The sequence below is a fragment of the Edaphobacter flagellatus genome (assembly GCF_025264665.1).
GTDB lineage: Bacteria > Acidobacteriota > Terriglobia > Terriglobales > Acidobacteriaceae > Edaphobacter > Edaphobacter flagellatus.
Genome location: NZ_CP073697.1, coordinates 3058885 through 3078646, shown reverse-complemented (window position 1 = coordinate 3078646; position 19762 = coordinate 3058885). Strand labels below are relative to the sequence as shown.

Annotated in this window: 18 protein-coding genes; 9 read left to right on the top strand and 9 right to left on the bottom strand. The window is 58.1% G+C overall.

The genetic code is table 11. The features are described from left to right. Positions 1-10: 10 nt before the first annotated feature. The 3 genes from KFE13_RS12880 to KFE13_RS12870 form a co-directional block, all read right to left on the bottom strand. Entirely contained in the window at positions 11-760 is a 750-nt protein-coding gene (locus KFE13_RS12880) for a LytR/AlgR family response regulator transcription factor (protein ID WP_260706954.1), read from the bottom strand. Then, entirely contained in the window at positions 760-1908 is a 1149-nt protein-coding gene (locus tag KFE13_RS12875) for a sensor histidine kinase (RefSeq protein WP_260703516.1), read from the bottom strand. The genes KFE13_RS12880 and KFE13_RS12875 overlap by 1 nt, the downstream gene beginning before the upstream one ends. A 441-nt stretch (positions 1909-2349) precedes the next feature. Further along, entirely contained in the window at positions 2350-3468 is a 1119-nt protein-coding gene (locus KFE13_RS12870; protein WP_260703515.1) for a cellulase family glycosylhydrolase, read from the bottom strand. A 211-nt stretch (positions 3469-3679) separates the two neighbouring features. Here KFE13_RS12870 and KFE13_RS12865 point away from each other — a divergent pair, with 211 nt between their 5' ends. The 6 genes from KFE13_RS12865 to gudD all read left to right on the top strand — a co-directional run bounded on the left by KFE13_RS12865 (position 3680) and on the right by gudD (position 10702). Further along, a complete protein-coding gene (locus KFE13_RS12865) occupies positions 3680-4735 on the top strand; it encodes a ComEC/Rec2 family competence protein (protein WP_260703514.1) in 1056 nt (351 codons plus the stop codon). A gap of 61 nt (positions 4736-4796) precedes the next feature. Then, positions 4797-5648 carry an IclR family transcriptional regulator gene (locus KFE13_RS12860; RefSeq protein WP_260703513.1) on the top strand — a complete coding sequence of 284 codons (852 nt, stop codon included), beginning with the start codon at positions 4797-4799 and terminating at the stop codon, positions 5646-5648. Between the two features lie 262 nt (positions 5649-5910). Continuing rightward, positions 5911-6942 (top strand): DUF2235 domain-containing protein, encoded by a 1032-nt coding sequence (locus tag KFE13_RS12855; protein ID WP_260703512.1) that lies wholly within the window; start codon positions 5911-5913, stop codon positions 6940-6942. Between the two features lie 72 nt (positions 6943-7014). Beyond that, entirely contained in the window at positions 7015-7941 is a 927-nt protein-coding gene (gene kdgD / locus KFE13_RS12850; protein WP_260703511.1) for a 5-dehydro-4-deoxyglucarate dehydratase, read from the top strand. After that, positions 7941-9290 carry an MFS transporter gene (locus tag KFE13_RS12845; RefSeq protein WP_260703510.1) on the top strand — a complete coding sequence of 450 codons (1350 nt, stop codon included), beginning with the start codon at positions 7941-7943 and terminating at the stop codon, positions 9288-9290. Before kdgD ends, KFE13_RS12845 begins: the two co-directional genes overlap by 1 nt. Before the next feature lie 80 nt (positions 9291-9370). Continuing rightward, the gene (gene gudD / locus KFE13_RS12840; protein WP_260703509.1) at positions 9371-10702 is read left to right on the top strand and encodes a glucarate dehydratase; all 1332 of its coding nucleotides are present in this window, start codon (positions 9371-9373) and stop codon (positions 10700-10702) included. 96 nt (positions 10703-10798) lie between these two features. On the opposite strand, the gene KFE13_RS12835 is transcribed toward gudD, so the two are convergent. The 3 genes from KFE13_RS12835 to KFE13_RS12825 form a co-directional block, all read right to left on the bottom strand. Next, a complete protein-coding gene (locus KFE13_RS12835) occupies positions 10799-11707 on the bottom strand; it encodes a class I SAM-dependent DNA methyltransferase (protein ID WP_260703508.1) in 909 nt (302 codons plus the stop codon). 107 nt (positions 11708-11814) lie between these two features. Next, positions 11815-12324, bottom strand: a complete 510-nt coding sequence (locus KFE13_RS12830; protein WP_260703507.1) for an SRPBCC family protein — start codon at positions 12322-12324, stop codon at positions 11815-11817. Beyond that, positions 12305-12598, bottom strand: coding sequence for an ArsR/SmtB family transcription factor (locus KFE13_RS12825; RefSeq protein WP_260703506.1), 294 nt, complete (start codon positions 12596-12598; stop codon positions 12305-12307). Before KFE13_RS12825 ends, KFE13_RS12830 begins: the two co-directional genes overlap by 20 nt. A 298-nt stretch (positions 12599-12896) precedes the next feature. Here KFE13_RS12825 and KFE13_RS12820 point away from each other — a divergent pair, with 298 nt between their 5' ends. Continuing rightward, complete coding sequence (locus KFE13_RS12820) at positions 12897-13541, top strand: Pr6Pr family membrane protein (RefSeq protein ID WP_260703505.1); 645 nt, start codon at positions 12897-12899, stop codon at positions 13539-13541. A gap of 376 nt (positions 13542-13917) precedes the next feature. Here KFE13_RS12820 and garD read toward each other — a convergent pair whose 3' ends face one another. After that, complete coding sequence (gene garD, locus KFE13_RS12815) at positions 13918-15465, bottom strand: galactarate dehydratase (RefSeq protein WP_260703504.1); 1548 nt, start codon at positions 15463-15465, stop codon at positions 13918-13920. A 22-nt stretch (positions 15466-15487) separates the two neighbouring features. Beyond that, on the bottom strand, positions 15488-16249 hold the full coding sequence (agaR, locus tag KFE13_RS12810) for a transcriptional repressor AgaR (RefSeq protein ID WP_260703503.1): 762 nt from the start codon (positions 16247-16249) through the stop codon (positions 15488-15490). 373 nt (positions 16250-16622) lie between these two features. Between agaR and KFE13_RS12805 the strand changes: the two genes are divergently transcribed. After that, entirely contained in the window at positions 16623-17669 is a 1047-nt protein-coding gene (locus tag KFE13_RS12805; protein ID WP_260703502.1) for an SIS domain-containing protein, read from the top strand. 2 nt (positions 17670-17671) lie between these two features. After that, positions 17672-18601, top strand: coding sequence for a carbohydrate kinase family protein (locus KFE13_RS12800; protein WP_260703501.1), 930 nt, complete (start codon positions 17672-17674; stop codon positions 18599-18601). A 42-nt stretch (positions 18602-18643) separates the two neighbouring features. On the opposite strand, the gene KFE13_RS12795 is transcribed toward KFE13_RS12800, so the two are convergent. Beyond that, entirely contained in the window at positions 18644-19690 is a 1047-nt protein-coding gene (locus KFE13_RS12795; protein WP_260703500.1) for an amidohydrolase family protein, read from the bottom strand. Positions 19691-19762: the final 72 nt, after the last annotated feature.

Here is a 19762-nt window from a genome sequence, read left to right as displayed (position 1 = left end):
GCTCGCGCTGTTAGCGATCGAGCCAGCTTTTGATGCGCGAACGATACCCGCGGCTCATGGCGATCTTCTGGCCATTCAGCATGTGAACGCCATATTCGCCGTCCACCTCAGGACGCACCTCTTTGACATACTGCAGGTTCACAATCGACGAACGGTGAACACGCATAAACGTATTCGGATCGAGCTTCTCTTCCAGGCGCGTCATCGTCTCACGCAGCAGATGTGTCTCCGACTGCGTACAGATGCGAACATAATTCTCCTCCGCCCCGATCCAGCAAATCTCTGACACCGGCAAAAAGAGAATGCGCCCCTTCGACTTAAACACGATGCGCGTCGTATAGGGCGTACCATTCGGGCTCTTCGGCTGTGCACCCTGTGGGTCCTGCTTCGCCTTCTTGATCTGTTCCAGTGCACGCTCCGTCGCCGAACGAAAACGCTCCAGCGTAAACGGCTTCAACAGATAATCCACCGCATGAATCTCAAACGCGCGCAGCGCATAGCGATCGTATGCTGTAGTAAAGATCACGCACGGCATCGGCGTATCCATTGCCGCCAGATCATTCACCACTTCAAATCCGTCCTTGTCCGGCATGCGTACATCCAGGAAGAGGAGATCCGGCTTCGTCGCGCGCACCAGATCGATCGTCTCCGCAGCCGAAGATCCTTCGCCAACGATCTCAATCTCCGGAACCTCGCGCAGTAGCTGACGCAGCTTCTGTCGCGCCAAAACCTCATCGTCTGCTAACACTGCTTGAACCATCACGCACCGTATCCTGTTGTTTGTTCGATTGGGCTTGCCGCAAATCGCAGCGGAAGCGTCATAACGACCTGAACTCGACCGCCTTCGATCTGCGATAACGAGAACGAGTGATCTTCGCCATAGTGCATCTGCAACCGTTCACGCACATTAGCTAATCCAACACCGCTGCCGCTCTTCGGCGGCACTGCAGGAAGAATCCCCACACCGTTGTTGATCACCGTAAGACGCAATGCCTCGTCACCTACTGACCGTGCATCGATCGACAACAGGCCATTCGCGCTCAAACGCGACAGGCCATGCGCATACGCATTCTCAACAATCGGTTGAAGAATCATGGCAGGCACCAAAGCGTCATGCAGGTCAGGCTCGACATTCAGCTGTTGCCGTACACGTCCGGCGAACCTGCGGTCCTGCATGGCCAGATACATCTCAATAAACTCCATCTCGTCACTTAATGGGATGAACTGCGCATCCCCGCGATGCAACGTAATACGCAGCAGACGACTGAGTTGTTCCAGCATTAGATCCGCTGCAGGAACATCGGTCTGCATCAGGCTCGAAATACTGTTCATCGTGTTGAACAGAAAATGTGGATTTAACTGCATGCGCAGCGCACGCATCTGCGCATTCGCAAGCTGCGCCTGCAGTTGCGCAGCCATGCGCTCCTTCTCGCGATAGCGCAGGTAATAGCCAATCCCCTTAAACAGAAAGAACGCCGACCAGAAAATCACAAGGCTGTCGACCAGTTCTGCATCAAGATGGAACGACAAGCGTTGCAAAAACGGCATCGGTGGCTTTCCCATCGGAAGACTGGGAAACAGCATCACCCATATCGCCTCTTCCAGCACGCTGACAAAGATGCTCATGGGTAGAAACAGAAGCAGCATCTTCTTAAGGTCTGCCGTGTAGATATGACGACGCATCGTCCACCACACGATCCAGCACAGAACACCCCAGATGAAGTACTGAGCACCCCATGCCTGCAGCAGAATGCTCAACTGAACATGGTTGTTCCAGAAGCGCGAATCCATCCACTCCTGCAGGGCGAACAGAAGCCCGAGCGAAGTCGCCCCTGAAATGAAGATCAGTGGATGCAGCACCAGGGGTTGGTGAGTCTCGTTCTTCCAGCGTGCAAATGTCAGCGTCAATCCTCCTGCAAGCAGTCTTATCTGCTTAGAAACCGTCGTCGGGGCAATTTGAATCCGCAATACTTGCTGCCTGCGTGGTGTGGCCTGACGAAGGGCAATCCAATGGAGCATGACTGGACGGCAGCTGAACCACACACGCATACAGCAAAACGGACACCAGAGCTGAACTCTTCCAGCCACGGAATAGCATTTGTGCTTCCTCCAACAGAAATTGGGCACGAGCTGACTGCAGTCCACAACGTTTTGAAGACTGCTTGCATTCCATTAGCCCAGGCCCGGTACTCAATGGACTGAGGGGGATACGGTTCTGTTATCGGGACGGTTCCCGTTTCGACCGTCGTTCGTGGCAGAAAATAGCTACATCGCCGTCAAAAACTGCGACTCGTCACGCAAAATGCGTGATTCGTCACATATTTTCGGCCATAGTGACAAGCTTCGTATCTAGTTGACGGTTTGCGTCCCCCGACCGGTCAGTTGCCGGATCAGGTCCGCCTCATGCTTCCGGTAAGGCGTGCCGTCGTGACGAAAAACCTCATGAAACCAGATCGTTGGCTGCGACAGAACATAAGGATGCTGCCACGAATCCCAGGGGAGATACGTCTGCGTCTTGCCCGCAACCAATCCCCAGTTGATCGCCCCGACATTCAGTTTCTTAGCCAGCGGCAAAATCGTATCGAAGGTGCTGCCGTTGCCGCGCGCCATGTACTCCGTGCAGATAATTGGACGGTGATGTGGCTCCAGCTCCCGGACGCGTGCCTCAAACTCCTCAGGCCAGCCATAATTGTGGAACGTAAGAATGTCGCTCTCCGCTAACTGAATCTTCGTGACCGGAAGCTCCTTCGCCGGGTCCGACCAATTCCCTTGCCACAACCCGCTCGTCAACGGCTGGCTGGGATGCGCCGAGCGCGCCCACGCAAAAACCTTCGGCAGCAGTGCAGCCACCAGTTCCGGCTTGTTCTTCGGCTCGGCAAAGCGCTTGTCGTTGGTGTTGTCCGGCTCATTCCACACATCCCAGGCCAGCACGCGATTGTCATTGGCAAATGCCGAGACGACGCCGACAACATACTCTTTTAGCTTCGGCTCATAGGAAGGATCAGAAAGCTCGCGGCCCCCCGGGCTCTGCACCCAACCCGAGTTATGCACTCCTGGAATCGGCGGATGCTGTGGACCCAGGTGCGGATCGGCCTCCCAGCACGAATCGAACAGCACCAGGATCGGCCGGATATGGTGCTTCGCCGCAATCGTCAGAAAGGCATCCAGCCGTTGCGTAAATCCCTTCGGGTCCTGCTGCCACAACTGATCCTGTAAAAACACGCGCATCGTGTTCATGCCGATCGACTCGCCCAGTCCAAGTTCGCGATCATTGATTGCCGGGTTGAATGTCTCCGCCTGAAACATCTCCAGCTGGTTGATCGCATCCGAGGGGATATAGTTGGCTCCCACCAGCCACGGCTGCGATGCATACCAGGCATTCGCCTTTTCGGTCGTCCAGCGGGTCTGAGCGCCTGCACCGACAGCCAGCGCCAAAGTGAGAAGAAGTGCAGAGGAGCGAATTTTCATATCGGCAAAATCATACAGGCAAAAACCGCATTCCCATCGACACCGGTCGTCGGAACTATCCTCCTCCATGTCTTTTAAAGAATTGAACAAAACACTATACGCGGAGCCGGAATCCGTAGATCATCATGATGCCGACACCCGTACGACCCACTAAACCAGAGGAGTAAGAGGCGCAAGCGCGCCAGGGCCCATGCGAAGAGCTGCTGACATCATGCGACGGCGAGCACATCTGCTCGTAGCAACATTAGCAGTCCTCCTGACTGCGGCAACCAGCCTCTGCGCGCAAAGCCTCAAAGGCGGAAGCAAGCTGCGCATCTTCGCCATCGACGTCGAAGGTGGCCAGGCAACGCTCTTTGTCACTCCCGCTGGTCAGTCCCTGCTCATCGATGCAGGCTGGCCGAACAACGACGGCCGCGATGCCGACCGCATCGTCGCCGTGGCAAAGGAAGCTGGCCTCAAGAAGATCGACTATCTTCTCCTCACCCACTACCACACCGACCACGCCGGCGGCGTCCCCCAGCTGCTCGACAAGTTCCCCGTCGGCGCTCTGATCGACCACGGGCCCAACCGCGAAGACGACGCTGCCACGCAGCGCATCTTCGCTGCGTACGAGAAGGCCGTCAGTGGCGCAAAGCTTAAGCGCATCATCGCCAAACCTGGCGACGTCCTGCCCATCGTTGGTATGAAAGCCACCGTCGTCAGCTCCGACGGCAAATTGATCGACCAGCCCCTCGACGGCGGCGGCGAACCCAACCCCTTCTGCAAAGACTCCGAAGTCCGACCAACGGACACAACAGAAAACGCCCGCTCCGTCGGCATCCAGATCGTCTTCGGCAGATGGAAGGTCGTCGACCTCGGCGATCTCACCTGGGACAAAGAAATGGAGCTGGTCTGCCCTGCCAATCGTCTCGGCCGCGCCGACGTCTATATCGTCTCGCATCACGGCATGAACATGAGTTCCAGCCCGGCCCTCGTCGATGCCCTCGGCGCACGCGTCGCCATCATGGATAACGGTGCAAAGAAGGGCGGCTCCGCACCGGCGCTTGAAACCATCGGCTCCGCACCCGGCCTCGAAACCCTTTGGCAGCTTCACTTCTCCGAAGACGGTGGCGAGGAGTTGAACACCGCCGACGAGTACATCGCCAACCTCTCCGGCCCCGACACCGGACACTACATCGAGATCGACGGTTCCGGCGACGGCAGCTTCGACGTCCTGAACTCCCGTACCGGCAACGCCAGGCACTACGCCGCTCTCTCCGCGCGCTAATCTCACCCTCCGGCCTTCGTACTTATCGACACACCGAAAAGCATTTGTTACCTTGTGTGGAATGCGCTCCGCTTCTCCTCGATCGACGACATCCAAATCTCCGGAAAAACGTTATTACCCCACCCCTGCGCTCGAAAAAGGTCTCGACATCCTCGAGCTCTTCGCCTCGACTCCTGAAGGCATGACCGTCAGCGAGGTCGCTCGCCGCCTCGACCGCACCATGTCCGAGATCTTCCGCATGCTCCTCTGCCTCGAGCATCGCGGCTACCTCGCGCAATCGGCCAATCGCGATCGCTACCATCTCACGCTGCGCCTCTTCCGTCTCGGGCAGGAGCACCCGCCGACCAAGCGCATGGTCACCGAAGCGCTGCCCATCATGCACGCGCTCGCACAGATCACCCGGCAGTCCTGCCATCTCGGCGTCATCGACGGCGGACACGTCGTCATCCTCGCGCAGGTCGACTCCCCCGAGTCCACCGGCTTCTACGTCAAGATGGGGTCGAAGGTCGACCTCATGCACGCCGCCACAGGCTACGTCATTCTCGCCCACCAATCCGAGGACGCCCGCGAGCGAGCCATCCAGGAGTGGTCCCGCGAGACGCAGAAGAAGAAGCCTTCCGATCTCGACGACCATCTCTCCAAGATCCGCGCGCGCGGATACGAGAAGCGGGCCAGCTATCAGGTAACGGGCGTGGTCAACATTACCTTTCCCATCCTGAACTCGCAGGGCAACGCCATCGCGGGTCTGACGATCCCCTACGTCAAACGCCTCGAAGACAACATCAGCCAGAACGAGATCATCGACGCCATGCGCGAAGCCAGCCGGCAGATCTCCGACGCCATGGGAGCCTCCACCGAACCCCTCGTCGCCGCTCCGGCCCCCAAAAAGCGCACAACTAAAAGGCAGTCCTAACGAATCGACAAGCCCTTGTCATTCCGACCGCAGGCCGGAATGGAGGAATCTGTTCTTCTCCCGCTGCTGCCGCCTCGATGGTAGGATGATCGCCAGCATAGCCTGACCATTTCTGGCGTAGTCTCTGCAGTGCGTAACACCAAACTCCCCGGGCCTTTCAGAATCTTGTGACCGTGACACATCGCATCTGCGACCGATGCGACGCGTCACGTACGCTCACGTCCTCAACAAGAAACGGGGATATCCGAAAAAGGAGAAGCAGATGAAGAAGATCGTCTTCTGTGCCGACGGCACCTGGAGCCACCCCAAAAGCAGCGACGCCGTCTCAACCACCGACACCAACGTCTACAAGCTCTACAAGGCCCTCACCACTTCTGCCACGCAATCCCCTCTCTACGACGATGGCGTCGGCGCCGACACCTCCATCATCGAACACCTGCTCGGCGGCGGCTTCGGCACCGGCCTCTTCCAGAAGGTGAAAGACGGCTACACCCAGATCGCCCACAACTACAACGACGGCGACCAGATCTATCTCTTCGGCTTCAGCCGCGGAGCCTACACCGCGCGCAGCATCGGCGGCATGCTCACCGCCTGCGGCCTGCCCACCAACCTCACGCAGCAGGCCATCGACGACGCCTTCTCCACCTACCGCATGCAGCCGCAATCCGCCGAGCGCCAGGCCGCAAGAGCCAATCTGACGCAGAACTACGGCAACCGGCCCGTCTCCATCGCCATGATCGGCGTTTGGGACACCGTCGGCTCGCTCGGCATCCCCAGCGTCATCGGCGGCGTCGATCCCATCCTCTACGGCTTCCTCAACACGCAGCTCAGTGCGCAGGTCCAAGCCGCCTATCAGGCCATCTCCATCGACGAGCGCCGACGCTCCTTCCCGCCAACCCTGTGGGACGGCGACCCCGCGCCCGGTCAGACCATCGAGCAGGTCTGGTTCAGTGGCTGCCACAGCAGCGTCGGCGGAGGATGCCCCGACTGCGGTCTCTCCGACATCACCCTCAAGTGGATGCTCGGCAAAGCGAAGGACAACGGCCTCGAGATCGACCCCACTATATGGAACACCTACCAGGCCATCGACTCCGCCGCCAACGCACTCGACGAGATTCAGGAGTCGTGGAACATTCTTTGGGGAATTCCCATGCACCGCACCATCGCCAGCAACGCTGCCATCGCCAGCAGCGTAGCCAGCCGCCTACAGCACATCGCTGCCTATACGCCTCCTAACCTCGTCCTCACGTCGCAGCGAGCACTTGCGACGACCTATATGTCCATCACCGTATAGCCCGCAGTGGTCTGACATCCTGCAACCTGCCTGCGATATAGTGGGGTATCAAATTCGCATTCAGGATGCAGGATGTCCCAGTTAAAGCAATCGCTAAGCCCGGCTGAGCTGGCAAAGAAGATCGGCGAGGGTCTTCTCTCCTTTCCCGTGACGCACTTCACTAACGACTTCCAATTCAACGAAGCGCCCTACCGCGAACATATCTCCTGGCTGCTCGCACACAATCCCGCCGGGCTCTTCGCCGCTGGCGGCACAGGCGAGTTCTTCTCGCTCGCACTTGGCGAGTTCTCCACCATCGTTCGCGCCGCTGCCGAAGAAACCAACGGTAAGGTTCCCCTCCTCGCAGGCTGCGGCTACGGCACCGCCATCGCCAAAGAGTTCGCCAAAGCCGCCGAAGACGCCGGAGCCGACGGCATCCTTCTTCTTCCGCCTTATCTCGTCAATGCCGAGCAAGCCGGGCTTCTCGCGCATGCCGAAGCCGTCTGCAAATCCACCTCGCTTGGCGTCATTGTCTACAACCGCGACAACGCCATCATCGACGACACCACCCTCGCAAAACTCTGCGACCGCTGCCCCAACCTCATCGGCTTCAAGGACGGCGTCGGCGACATCGAGCTGATGACCCGCATCTATGCCCGCCTCGGCGACCGCCTCACCTACGTTGGAGGCCTGCCCACCGCCGAAACCTTCGCCCTGCCTTATCTCGAAATGGGCGTCACCACCTACTCCTCGGCCATCTTCAACTTCCTGCCCAACTTTGCGCAGCAGTTCTACACCGCCGTCCGTAATCGCGACCGCGAAAAGGTCTACGCCGGTCTGCGCGACTTCGTGCTTCCCTACATTGCGATCCGCAACCGCCGCAAAGGCTACGCCGTCTCTATCGTCAAGGCCGGCATGACCGCCATCGGCCGCCCCTCCGGCCCTGTGCGCACGCCGCTCGTCGATCTCACCGAAGCCGAACTCGCCGAGCTCAAGACTCTCATCGGAGACCGCACCTGATGTCGGCCCCCGGCGTCGAGCTCGCGCCTCCGCAGAAGACCACGCACATCCGCTACCTCATCGTAGCGATGCTCTTCACCGCCTCCTGCTTCAGCTACGGAGACCGCGTCGCTCTCTCCGTAGCGGGCACGGCGATGCAGAAGCAGCTCTCGCTTGATCCCGTGCGCTTCGGCTTCCTGCTCTCCGGCTTCTCATGGGCCTACGTCTGCGGCCAGCTTCCGTCCGGAGGCCTCCTCGACCGCTTCGGCTCCAAGCGCGTCTACGGCATCAGCATCCTCGCCTGGACCATCTGCGCCTTCCTTATCGGACTCTGCGGCTATCTTCCCACCGCCTACATCTTCACCGCCATCTTTGTCCTGCGCCTCATCTCCGGCCTCGCGCAGTCCCCCGTCTTCCCCGGCAACGGACGCATCGTCGCCGCCTGGTTCCCCACCGCCGAGCGCGGCACCGCATCCGCCATCTTCAATTCGTCGCAGTACTTCGCGCTCGTCGCCTTCGCTCCTATCTTCGGCTGGCTCACCGGCAAACACGGCTGGCAGTCGACCTTCTACTTCATGGGAGTCTTCGGCTTCGTCCTGCTCTTCGCCTGGTACAAACTCGTCCACAATGTCCCCGACCACCCGCTCATCTCGCCCGCCGAGATCGAACACATCGAGCGCGGCGGCGGCCTCGTCAACGTCGACCGCAAAGCCGGAGCCAAACCAGCCGCCTCCCTCACCTGGTCCGGCGTCGCTCAGCTCCTCCAGCAGCGCATGCTCGTCGGCATCTACATCGGACAGTTCTGCATCACCACGCTTACCTACTTCTTCATCACCTGGTTCCCCGTCTACCTCGTCCAGGCCCGCCACATGTCCGTCCTCAAGGGAGGATTTGCCGTCGCCCTCCCCGCGCTCTGCGGCTCGGTCGGCGGAGTCCTCGGCGGCTTCTGGTCCGACACGCTCCTCCGCCGTGGCCACTCGCTCACCTTCGCCCGCAAGCTTCCCATCATCGCCGGCATGCTTCTCTCCACCACGATGATCGCCTGCAACTACACCACGACGCAGGCCGTCGTCATGTTCCTGATGTCGCTCGCCTTCTTCGGGAAAGGTGTGGGAGCCCTCGGCTGGACCGTCATCGCCGACACCTCGCCCAAAGAACTCATCGGGCTCAACGGCGGACTCTTCAACCTCTTCGGCAACACCGCGGGCATCACCACACCCATCATCATCGGCTACATCATCAAGAAGACCGGCTCCTTCAACGGAGCACTCATCTTCGTCGCCGTCGCCGCACTCATGGCCATCTTCAGCTACGTCGTCATCGTCGGCCAGATCAAACGCCTCGAGCTCCAGCCCGAAACATCCTCGTAACGAAAGTGTCATTCCGAGCGAAGCCGAGGAACCACCGCATTTCTTCCGAACCGCCACGAATCTCTCGTAGAGCCAGACCCATGACCATCACGACCACCCCCACCATCACCCAAATGCGAGTCATCCCCGTAGCCGGACGCGACTCCATGCTGCTCAATCTCAGCGGCGCACACGCTCCCTACTTCACCCGCAATCTCGTCATCCTCACCGACAGCCGAGGAGCCACCGGCGTCGGCGAAGTTCCCGGCGGCGAAAAAATCCGCTCCGTCCTCGAAGAAAGCCGCCCCCTCGTCGAAGGCCAGCCCATCGGCACCTATAAACAAATCCTCAACACCGTCAAAGAACGCTTCGCCGATCGCGACACCGGAGGCCGCGGCCTCCAGACCTTCGACCTCCGTACCACCGTCCACGCCGTCACCGCCATCGAATCCGCCCTGCTCGATCTCCTCGGCCAGTTCCTCGAAGTCCCCGTCGCCCAGCTTCTCGGCGAAGGCCAGCAGCGCACCAGCGTCGAAGCCCTCGGCTACCTCTTCTACATCGGCGACCGCAACAAAACCAACCTCGCCTATCCCAGCGAACCCAACGCCTCCGACGACTGGCTCCGCCTCCGCCACGAAGAAGCGCTCACCACCGAATCCGTCCTCCGTCTCGCCGAAGCCGCGCAGCACCGCTACGGCTTCAACGACTTCAAGCTCAAAGGCGGCGTCCTGCCCGGCGCGCAGGAGATCGAAACCGTCACCGCGCTCGTCGAACGCTTCCCCCACGCCCGCATCACCCTCGACCCCAACGGAGCCTGGTCGCTCGACGAAGCCATCCGCCTCTGCACCGGCAAACACCACGTCCTCGCCTACGCCGAAGACCCCTGCGGTGCCGAGCAGGGCTTCTCCGGCCGCGAGATCATGGCCGAGTTCCGCCGCGCCACCGGCCTTCCCACCGCCACCAACATGATCGCCACCGACTGGCGACAACTCCGCTACGCCGTCGATCTCCACGCCGTCGACATCCCCCTCGCCGACCCGCACTTCTGGACCATGCAGGGCTCCGTCCAGGTCGCCCAGCTCTGCCGCGAGTGGGGACTCACCTGGGGCTCGCACTCCAACAACCACTTCGACATCTCGCTCGCCATGTTCACCCACGTCGCCGCCGCCGCTCCCGGCCGCGTCACCGCCATCGACACCCACTGGATCTGGCAGGACGGCCAGCACCTCACCAAAGACCCGCTCCGCATCGTCGACGGCAAACTCACCGTCCCCCAGCGCCCCGGCCTCGGCATCGAAATCGACTGGCCCCAGATCGAAGCCGCCTACAACCTCTACCGCAAAGAAGGACTATGCGCACGCGACGACGCCATGGCCATGCAGTTCTTAAAACCAGGCTGGACCTTCAACCCCAAACGCCCCTGCCTCGCCTGACAACAAAAGCATCGTGAGCTGAGTACGTTCTATGACGAGAAGGGCGTTCTCGTTACTTGATTGGCGAGTTCCGAAAAATGCGATTCTGCAGGCCAGCTATGGCCGCCTTGCGAGAATAAGGGGCTGGTAATAGCCACTCTCTGCGGGCATCAGCCAGACCGGCTCATGAAAGCCCGCTTCGCGCAAGGCCTTCGACAGCTCCTGCCGTCTTACGGCGCGGTACCAAGAGACAAAATGGTGTGTGCGCCACCCTTCGCCGACTTCAAGCGTGATGTAAAGATGCAGCAAATACGCAGCGGGCTCGATCCAGTCCCAAACCTGATGGACAATCCTTCGGTTTCCAACATGTCCAAAGAAAGTCGGTTCCTGCATAGACGGCCGCAGTTCGAGAAGTGCGTCGTAGTCGCGAATGCTGGCAATGAGCAGTCCTCCCGGTTTCAATTTCAGTCCCATCGTTTCCACGGCTTGAGCGAGTTCGCCTACTGAAAGGTGAGGTAACGCATTATCGAAGGCGGAAACAACGTCGAATCCGGTTTCAGGGATTTCCTTGAGATGGATCATGTCCGAGACGCGGAACTCCAGATCCAGGCCACGCTTTTTTGCCTCTTTGTTCGCCCTCGCCACTTGCGCAGAACTCAGATCGCAACCCAGCAGATGATGTCCGAGGTGAGCAAGCCCCAAGGATTGGGTGCCGATGCCGCAGGCGCAGTCCAGGATACGCAGATGTTTGTGGCGTAGCTCATGCGAGATGATCGAATCCAGGATGCTTGCTTGCCGCCGAATAGATAGATCCCAGTCCTCAAAGAGGAGGTGGTAGTAGCCTGCCAGTTCGTTATAAAAGCTCAGCACTTCCTCAGCCATCGAATAGCAGCCCCCAATTAGCAGCATACCGCTGCGAGTCTGCCTCAAAATAGCAGTGTTATCGGAAACCGCACTGCGCTGGTAACGATACGTTGCTTTACCGGCAGTAATTAAAGCCGAGTGTCCTAATTCACGCAGCCTCATCGCATGCGTGGTATGCGCGCTGGGCGACAACAAGCCCGTTACAACCAAGCCTCCGGCGCAGCCCCAAGCTATATCCTGCGCATGACAATCGTCGGCACTTCAACTTCTTATTTCGCTTGCGCCAGCTCCGCAACAACTGCGGCAACTTTATCCAGTATCTCGATCCAGCCCTCCAATTGCCCGCTATTCTTTGCGCTCTCCATGGGTTCATTGCCAATGTGGGTGAGTCTCGTCTGGCCGTTCCCGAGATCTTCAAAGAGGGTCACGTCGTACGCACCGTCGATGGCCTCATGTTCTATTCCCAATTCCGCAAGGTCAATCTTGTTTCCCTCCGAGTCGGAAAAGTACATGGAGGAAACGATCTTCTCGTACGGAACAATCTCGTGGTATTCCACCGCATTCCAACCCTCCTGCCCATCCGGCGCCTTCATGCAGCAGAGAAGTTTTCCTCCCACGCGAAAATCCATCTTGCAAACAGGCGCAGTAAAGCCCTTCGGTCCCCACCACTGCATGATGTACTTCGGGTCTGTCCACGCCTTCCAAACCAACTCGCGTGGGGCATCAAAAACTCTTGTAACGACCAACCGCTCAATTTCGTTAACCGTGTTTTCTGCCATCTCTGGCCTCCTCTTTCTTCATTTGATGGACAACTACTTCCAGTTTGTCGAAGCTCTCTTCCCAGAACCGGCGATAGTTGCTCGCCCAGTCGTTGACTGTCTTGATCGCCTCGGGCCTGAGCGTGCACACACTCTCTCGTCCACGCTTCTTCTTGATCACAATCCGCGCCCGCACCAGGCAGGCGATGTGTTTTGAAATCATCTGCTGCGAGAGTGCAAACGGTTCCGTCAATCCACGCACAGAGGCAGGCCCGCGGGAGAGCCGTTCGATCATTGCCCGACGGGTGGGATCCGACAAAGCCGCAAATGTTGTATCCAATCTATCCACAACCGAATGGTAGTGGGTTTCTCGACAGTGTCAAGGATGATTTTGCGACTCCTGATGCTGTTCCCTGATCTCGAATCGCAACCGGTTGTAATCGCTCAGGATCCCGACAAGAGCTTGTTCGTTGGGGTGAGACGCTGGGAGTGGAGCCGAAGATACAACGACCTGTTTTTTCATCCACGCCCACAAACTCCGGCATGCACCGCAGTACTTGCGCCAAGCCAACCAGACTGAAAACATAGCCCCCATGAACTACGGGATTGCGAGCCGCATCTTCGCCGGCTGTACCGCCGCAGCCGCATGGGCGGGCCTCATCATCCAGTTCGTCGTAACCAGCCAGATCAACTCTGCAGGACGCACTCTGTGGCTCATGCTCGCGTACTTCACCATCACGACCAACCTTCTCGTCGCCATCGTCTTCGCCTGCATCGCTCTCAACCGCACCGCTCTGCGTTCACCATGGATCATTGCCGGAACCACGCTCTCCATCGCCATGGTGGGCGTCGTCTATTCGCTTCTGCTGCGAGGCACCGTCGAGCTTTCAGGCGGCGCAGTCTTGGCAGACAAGCTACTCCACGACATCACGCCTGTCCTCGCTTCGCTCTTCTGGATACTCTTCGCGCACAAAGGCGGCCTTACCCGTAGACACCCCCTGCTCTGGGCCATCTATCCGCTGACCTACTTCGTCTATGGAATGACACGAGGACTCATCACCGGCAGCTACGCCTACCCTTTTCTGAACATCCAGTCCCTCGGCTGGCAACGAACACTTCTCAATGCCCTCTTCCTCATCGCCGCATTCATCGCAGCAGGCTATGCCATCGTATGGATCGACCAGAAGCTTGCAGCCAAACATCCGCACAAGAGCAGCCCTCTCCAGCTTGAGCCATGACTGCACCATAGTCCGCGCTTCCGATGAATCCACTCGCCGCGAAACAGCCACGGCTCTACCGAAGGCAGGGAGCAGAGCCACAGGGCAACGATCCCACCGCTCACGGAGCGAAAACCTGTCAAGCCCCCTAAAACCGCAACTCATTCATTTCAAAGCAAATAAACCTACAAAAAATCTGCCGATTAGTTTCCCGCACCCTGCTAGACTTTAAATAGATCAGACAAAAAGCCCCGGCTCAAAGGCCGGGGCTAACTCTTTTCGAATCAATATTTTCGCACTTAAACCTTTTCGATCCAATATTTTACGCAGCAACCCCCCAGGCTAAGCCTCATCGAATGAATATTTTGCGGAAAACAGGGGGGAGGGGGGAGGGGGTCTAAGTCACCGGAGCCGGATTGAACAAGGCAAACGCATTATGCAAGCCCCAGCGGTCCGCGCACGTCTGCCGTCGTCCGCTCGCCACATCCAGAATCATCCGGAACAGCGCCTCGCCCACCTCGGGAATCGTCGCCTGCCCGGTAGCAATCGTGCCCGCATCCAGATCGATCAGGTCCGACCAGCGCTCCGCCAGCGCAGTCCGCGAAGCCACCTTGATCACCGGAGCCATCGCCAATCCGTAAGGCGTTCCGCGCCCTGTCGTAAACACATGCATATTCATCGAGGCCGCAAGCTGTAGCGTCCCGCAGATGAAGTCGCTCGCCGGAGTCGCGGCAAACACAAGCCCCTTCGTCGTCACTCGATCACCCGGCGAAGCCACACCGCGGATCACACTCGTCCCGGACTTCGCAATCGAACCCATCGCCTTCTCGACGATGTTCGCCAGACCGCCGCTCTTATTTCCCGGAGTCGGATTCGCGCTGCGGTCCGCGCCGCCACGTGCAAGATACTCGTCGTACCAACGCATCTCGCGAATCAGCTCTTCCGCAACCTCAGCCGAAGCCGCCCGCGCCGTCAGCTTGTCGATCGCATCGCGAACCTCAGTGACCTCCGAGAACATCACCGTCGCGCCCGCGCGAACCAACAGATCGGCCGCATAACCCACCGCAGGATTCGCCGTCACGCCGGAGAACGCATCGCTTCCGCCGCATTGCAGCCCAACCACTAAATCCGCAGCCGGACGCGTCACACGCCGACGCCGGTTCAGCGACTCCAGCCGCTCCTCAGCCATGCGCACGATCGCCTCAACCATATCGCCGAAGCTCTGATGCTGCTCATCCTGCAACCGCACCACATAAGGCTGCGAAGCAAGCACCGGAAGCGTGTTGCTCGGCAGCATGCGCGACGGCTGCAACTTCTCGCAACCAAGACTCACCACCAGCGGCGCGCCGCCCAGATTCGGATTCAGGCTTAGGTTCCGCAGTGTGCGAATCGGAATCTCCGATCCTGGCGCATCGATCGCAACGCCGCATCCGTAGAGATGCGTGATCGCCACCACATCGTCGACATGCGGATACTTTGGCAGAAGCTCCGCCTTAATCTTCTTCACCGCATATTCGACCGTCGCAGCCACACATTGCACCGTCGTGCTGATGCCAAGAATGTTCTTCGTGCCGACTGTTCCGTCGTCGTTGAGATATCCCTCAAAAGTGAAGCCATCAAGCGGCTCCAGATTTGGCAGAGCCCTTCTCTCCATCGAAATACGGTCGAGCGCAGGCGCCTCAGGAAGCGTCAACAATCCTTCGTAAACCCAGCATCCAGCAGGCAACTCACGGAGAGCGTGTCCAATCGTTACACCGTAACGAACAACGGCAGCGCCCTCAGGAATCGACTCAAGCGCGACTTTATGTGCCTCAGGGACAGCTTCGCGGAGAACAAGCCCGGAAGGGAAAACGGTTCCTGCAGGCAAACCGCCTTCGTTCACCACAATGGCAACGTTGTCCAGCGGATGGACCTGAATAGAACGAGGTTGAGTTTTGCTCTGCATGTGGATCACATTCGTTAGAGCATCACACGATGATCAGTTCGATGCCTGCGTTTCTCAGAGCCTCAGCATTCGCCTCAGAGATCTGATCGTCGGTAATCACCGTATGAACTGCTGTTGGCGGCACGATGAGCGCCATGCTCGATCGGTCGAACTTCGTGCTATCGCAGACCGCGACCACCTTGCGCGAGGCCTTGACCATCGCACGGTTCACACGCGACTCGAGCACATTCGGCGTCATGATGCCCAGCTTGGAGTCGATGCCATCCACTCCGAGGAAGAGAATGTCGGCGCGAATCTGCTCAAGCATATCTTCCGCCATTGGCCCAACCAGAGAGAACGAGTTCTTGCGCAGCGTACCTCCGGTAAGAATGATCTCGAAGTTCGTATCACTCAGTTCCGCAGCAATGTTCACCGCATTGGTCACAACCGTCAGATTTGAAAACTCGCGCAGCGCCCGTGCGACCATCGTCACCGTGCTGCCGGAATCGAGCAGGATGCATTGATCGTTGGAGACGAGCTTGGCCGCGGCTTCCGCAATGCGCTGTTTTTCCGCAATCTGGTGATGCTCCTTCTCTTTCAGAGAAGGATCGAGCATCGTGCTTCCCTGCGGTGAGAGCGCGCCGCCGTGTGTGCGGTCGACCAATCCCTGCGTCTCCAGATAGTCCAGATCCTTACGGATTGTGATCGGCGAGATACCAAGTGACTCCGACAGTTCGGAGACAAGCACGCGTCCGTCACGGTGAACCAACGAAAGAATGTGCTGACGACGTTCGCCGATCAACATGCGACTGTCCTGGCTGGAAGCGGATCCTGCATGGCTGCGCTTTTTCAAAGTTGTTTGACCTCTTTCCAAGCATCCCGGAAAACAAAACTATCTCTCGCGGCGATCTCAGGTAGATTACGGCAAACGAAGCCGAAACGAAACAAGGGGGCTATGTTTTCTCAACCGCCACCCCTATGATCCCGCGATGAAGCCAATAGCATGCATCTCTCGATCTCGCTGAAAAATGGACGATCTTTCAGAAGTCGAATGCGGGCGAGCACCAAGTCAGGAATTGAAGATCAGTATATTTCTTTATGTTATTTTTTGTATGCATTGAATCTATAATTGTAGTTATACTGATTTTGCAATTTTGCGGTTCCAAAGGAGAAACATCTTGACCACAACGACCATAAAAACTGTTCAGGAGATTCTGAACCAGCCGACCACATGGAATGCGTGCTTCCAGGTGCTACAGAACCTCGACCTCGAGGCGCTTGTTGGGGATCGCCGTCCTGAGCAGTTTGAGTGGGTCTTCGTTGGATGCGGAACCAGCTACTATCTTGCGCAGGCCGCCGCCGCCAGTCTGACGCTGCTTACAGGCAGGTCGTCGCGCGCATTGCCGGCATCTGAGATTCTGCTTCATCCAGAGCTTTCTCTGCCTGCGATCCAGACAGTATTTCCCATCCTTATCTCCCGCTCCGGTCATACCTCTGAGGTGCTTGCTGTAGCCGAAGTGCTGCAGCAGAAGAAGATTGAATTCCTTGCGCTGACCTGCGATGGCCGCGAGCTGGAGACAACCACACGCCGTGTCCTGAAGTTGCCGGTAAGAGAAGAGAGCACGGTGATGACCGGCTCCTTCAGCTCGATGCTGCTGGCAATGCAATTTGTCGCGGCGAAGCTGGTTGGCAACCAGGCATTTCTCAAGAGCCTCGGCGAACTTCCATCGCTCGTTGCTCCTCTGCTGGCGCGGTATGCACAGCAGTTGGAAAAGTTTGCGCTGCACCCATTTGAAGATGTCGCCGTCCTTGGACAGGGCCCGCTTTATCCCATTGCTTCCGAGGTTGCGCTGAAGGTGATGGAATCTTCATCGAGCTATGCGCAGTACTTCCATACGCTGGAGTTCCGTCATGGACCGAAGTCCATCATCGACAATCGTGCGCTCGTGATCGGGCTGATCTCGGATGAGGGGGCGCAGCAGGAAGTCAAGGTGATCCGCGAGATGAAGGAGTTGGGCGCCTCGACAATCATCATCGCAAACCATGCAACCGATGAGGCGAAGAAGGCTGCCGATCTGCTGATCGAGCTCTCTTCATCGCTTCCGTCACTGTCGCTGCTGGTGGCGTATGTTGTGTGGGGGCAGCTCTTCGGAAGCTACGTGGGGTTGGCAAAGGGTTTGAATCCTGATAATCCGACTAACCTTTCTCGCGTTGTTACCTTTTGAAGATGATGAAACCGCTCGATATTGCGATCGCTGGTGAGATTAACCTCGACCTTATTCTGCAGGGCCTGCCTGAACAGATGCCCCTGGAGCGTGAACTGCTGGCCAGCAACTTCAATATGACGCTCGGCAGTTCATCGGCTATCCTGGCGCACAATCTTGCGCTCCTTCATACTCGCGTGGGGTTCGTGAGTATGGTCGGCTCTGACCCCCTTGGACCGGTCGCGTTGAAGTATCTGCAGCAGGCCGGCGTTGATCTATCGAAGACACTTCATAGCCGCACGGGCACCAGTACCGGCGTTACCGTGCTGCTGACGCACACCGGGGCGAGGCACATCCTGACGTATCCCGGGACGATGATTGAGATGAAGGTGCAGGATCTCGATCTCGATTACCTTAAGTCAGCACGGCACTTTCATTTGTCTTCGCTCTTTTTGCAGAAGGGGTTACAGCCAGACCTTCCCTGGCTCTTTCGCCACCTGAAAGATGCTGGACTTACTTTGTCGCTCGATACGAATGACGATCCCGATGATAAGTGGGAGGCGGGCCTGCAGGAGTTGCTGGGGCTGGTTGATATTGTGATGCCGAACGATGCTGAGGCCTGCAGAATGACGGGAACCAGCGATGTAGAAGCTGCCGCAGAGGTGTTGGCAAAGCAGGTGCCCTTGGTGGTCATCAAGTGCGGCAGCAAGGGTGCACTGGTTCGCACGAAAGAAGATCAATGGTTTGTGCCAACGCAGAAGGTGACGCCGATCGATACGATTGGCGCAGGCGACAGCTTCAACGCGGGCTTTCTGAAGGCGTACCTGCGCGGTGATTCGCCTGTGGCATGTGCCGAGGTGGGAAATCGTGTCGCTGCGCTTTCGACTCAGCGAGCTGGAGGCATCGCCGCTCTTCTCGATCCTGCGTTGCGCAGCTCGCTTGGCGATCTCTAATCTGGCCCGGCTTACGGATGCAACCGCAAGCCGGGTTGTTGGCTATCTGGTCAGCAACTTCAGTGCGTTTTCCCGGTAGATTTTGAGCAGAACATCATCGGGAAGAAACAGACCACAGATGTTCCAGCGGCCTTGGCCAGAGGCGTGCGTTGGGTACTCAAAGTACTCGTCCGCAGTCTCGAGAAAGCGATAGTAGAGCCGATACATTGAGACTTCAGGAAGCAGATCCGAACCAAAAAGAATGCGATCAGGGAACTTCAGGAAGAATCTGCGCGCGGTATAAGGCTGGCGTCCAAGCTCAGCAGCACGAGCGGAGATATCGATCAGAACGTTCGGATATTGATCCAGCATGCGTTCGACGAATGCGAGATCTTCAGGACTTTCGCCCATATGTGCGCCTACAAAGGTCGTCTTCGGGTGACGCGCAAATACCGTATTCCGCTGTTCGAGCAGCGACCACTTTTCGACAGGAACATCGCTGAAGGCCCAGTCCGGGTGCGCAGCCAGCTCTTCGTAACGTTCGTTGTAACGATCGATTGGCTTGAAGAATGCTGCCGGATCGGCTGTGTGGAACATCACGGCCAGTCCAAGTTCTGCTGCCTTGTCGAAGATGGGCGCGAAGCGTTCGGCGTCGATCCTCAGCAGACGGCCCTTCGTGTCCTTCAGCGTGAGGCCAAAGTCTTTCCAGAACTTGATGCCGCAGGCACCGTGCTCGGCCATATGCTCAAGCCGCGTGCAGGTGAGCGCCACAAAGTCATCGCGATGGACGTCATGCCAATCCATCCAACCAATCGAGTGAAATCTGGATGGAGACGCTGCATGAAAGCGATCCATGATGGCGAGGGCTTCATCGCCGGTGTGCATGGTGATATTGACGATCTTTTCGAGGCCGCATTCATCCATAATGCGAAGCACGCTGGATGGCTGAAGCGCATCAAGATGATTGTGGTAATCGATTGCCGGAAAGCGAGGCCGTTCGATAATGTGCTGCGGGGTACGCAGCTCCGAGACGGGCTGAAAGTCACTGAGCCGAAGATCAACTTCGGCCTTGGCGCTGACCATCGCTACAAACTTGTCTTGAGTTTCCATTATGCTCACCGGTGAGGCATGATTTCGATTTATTACTTTTTATTCCTTAACTGTATATATTTAATCTGCATA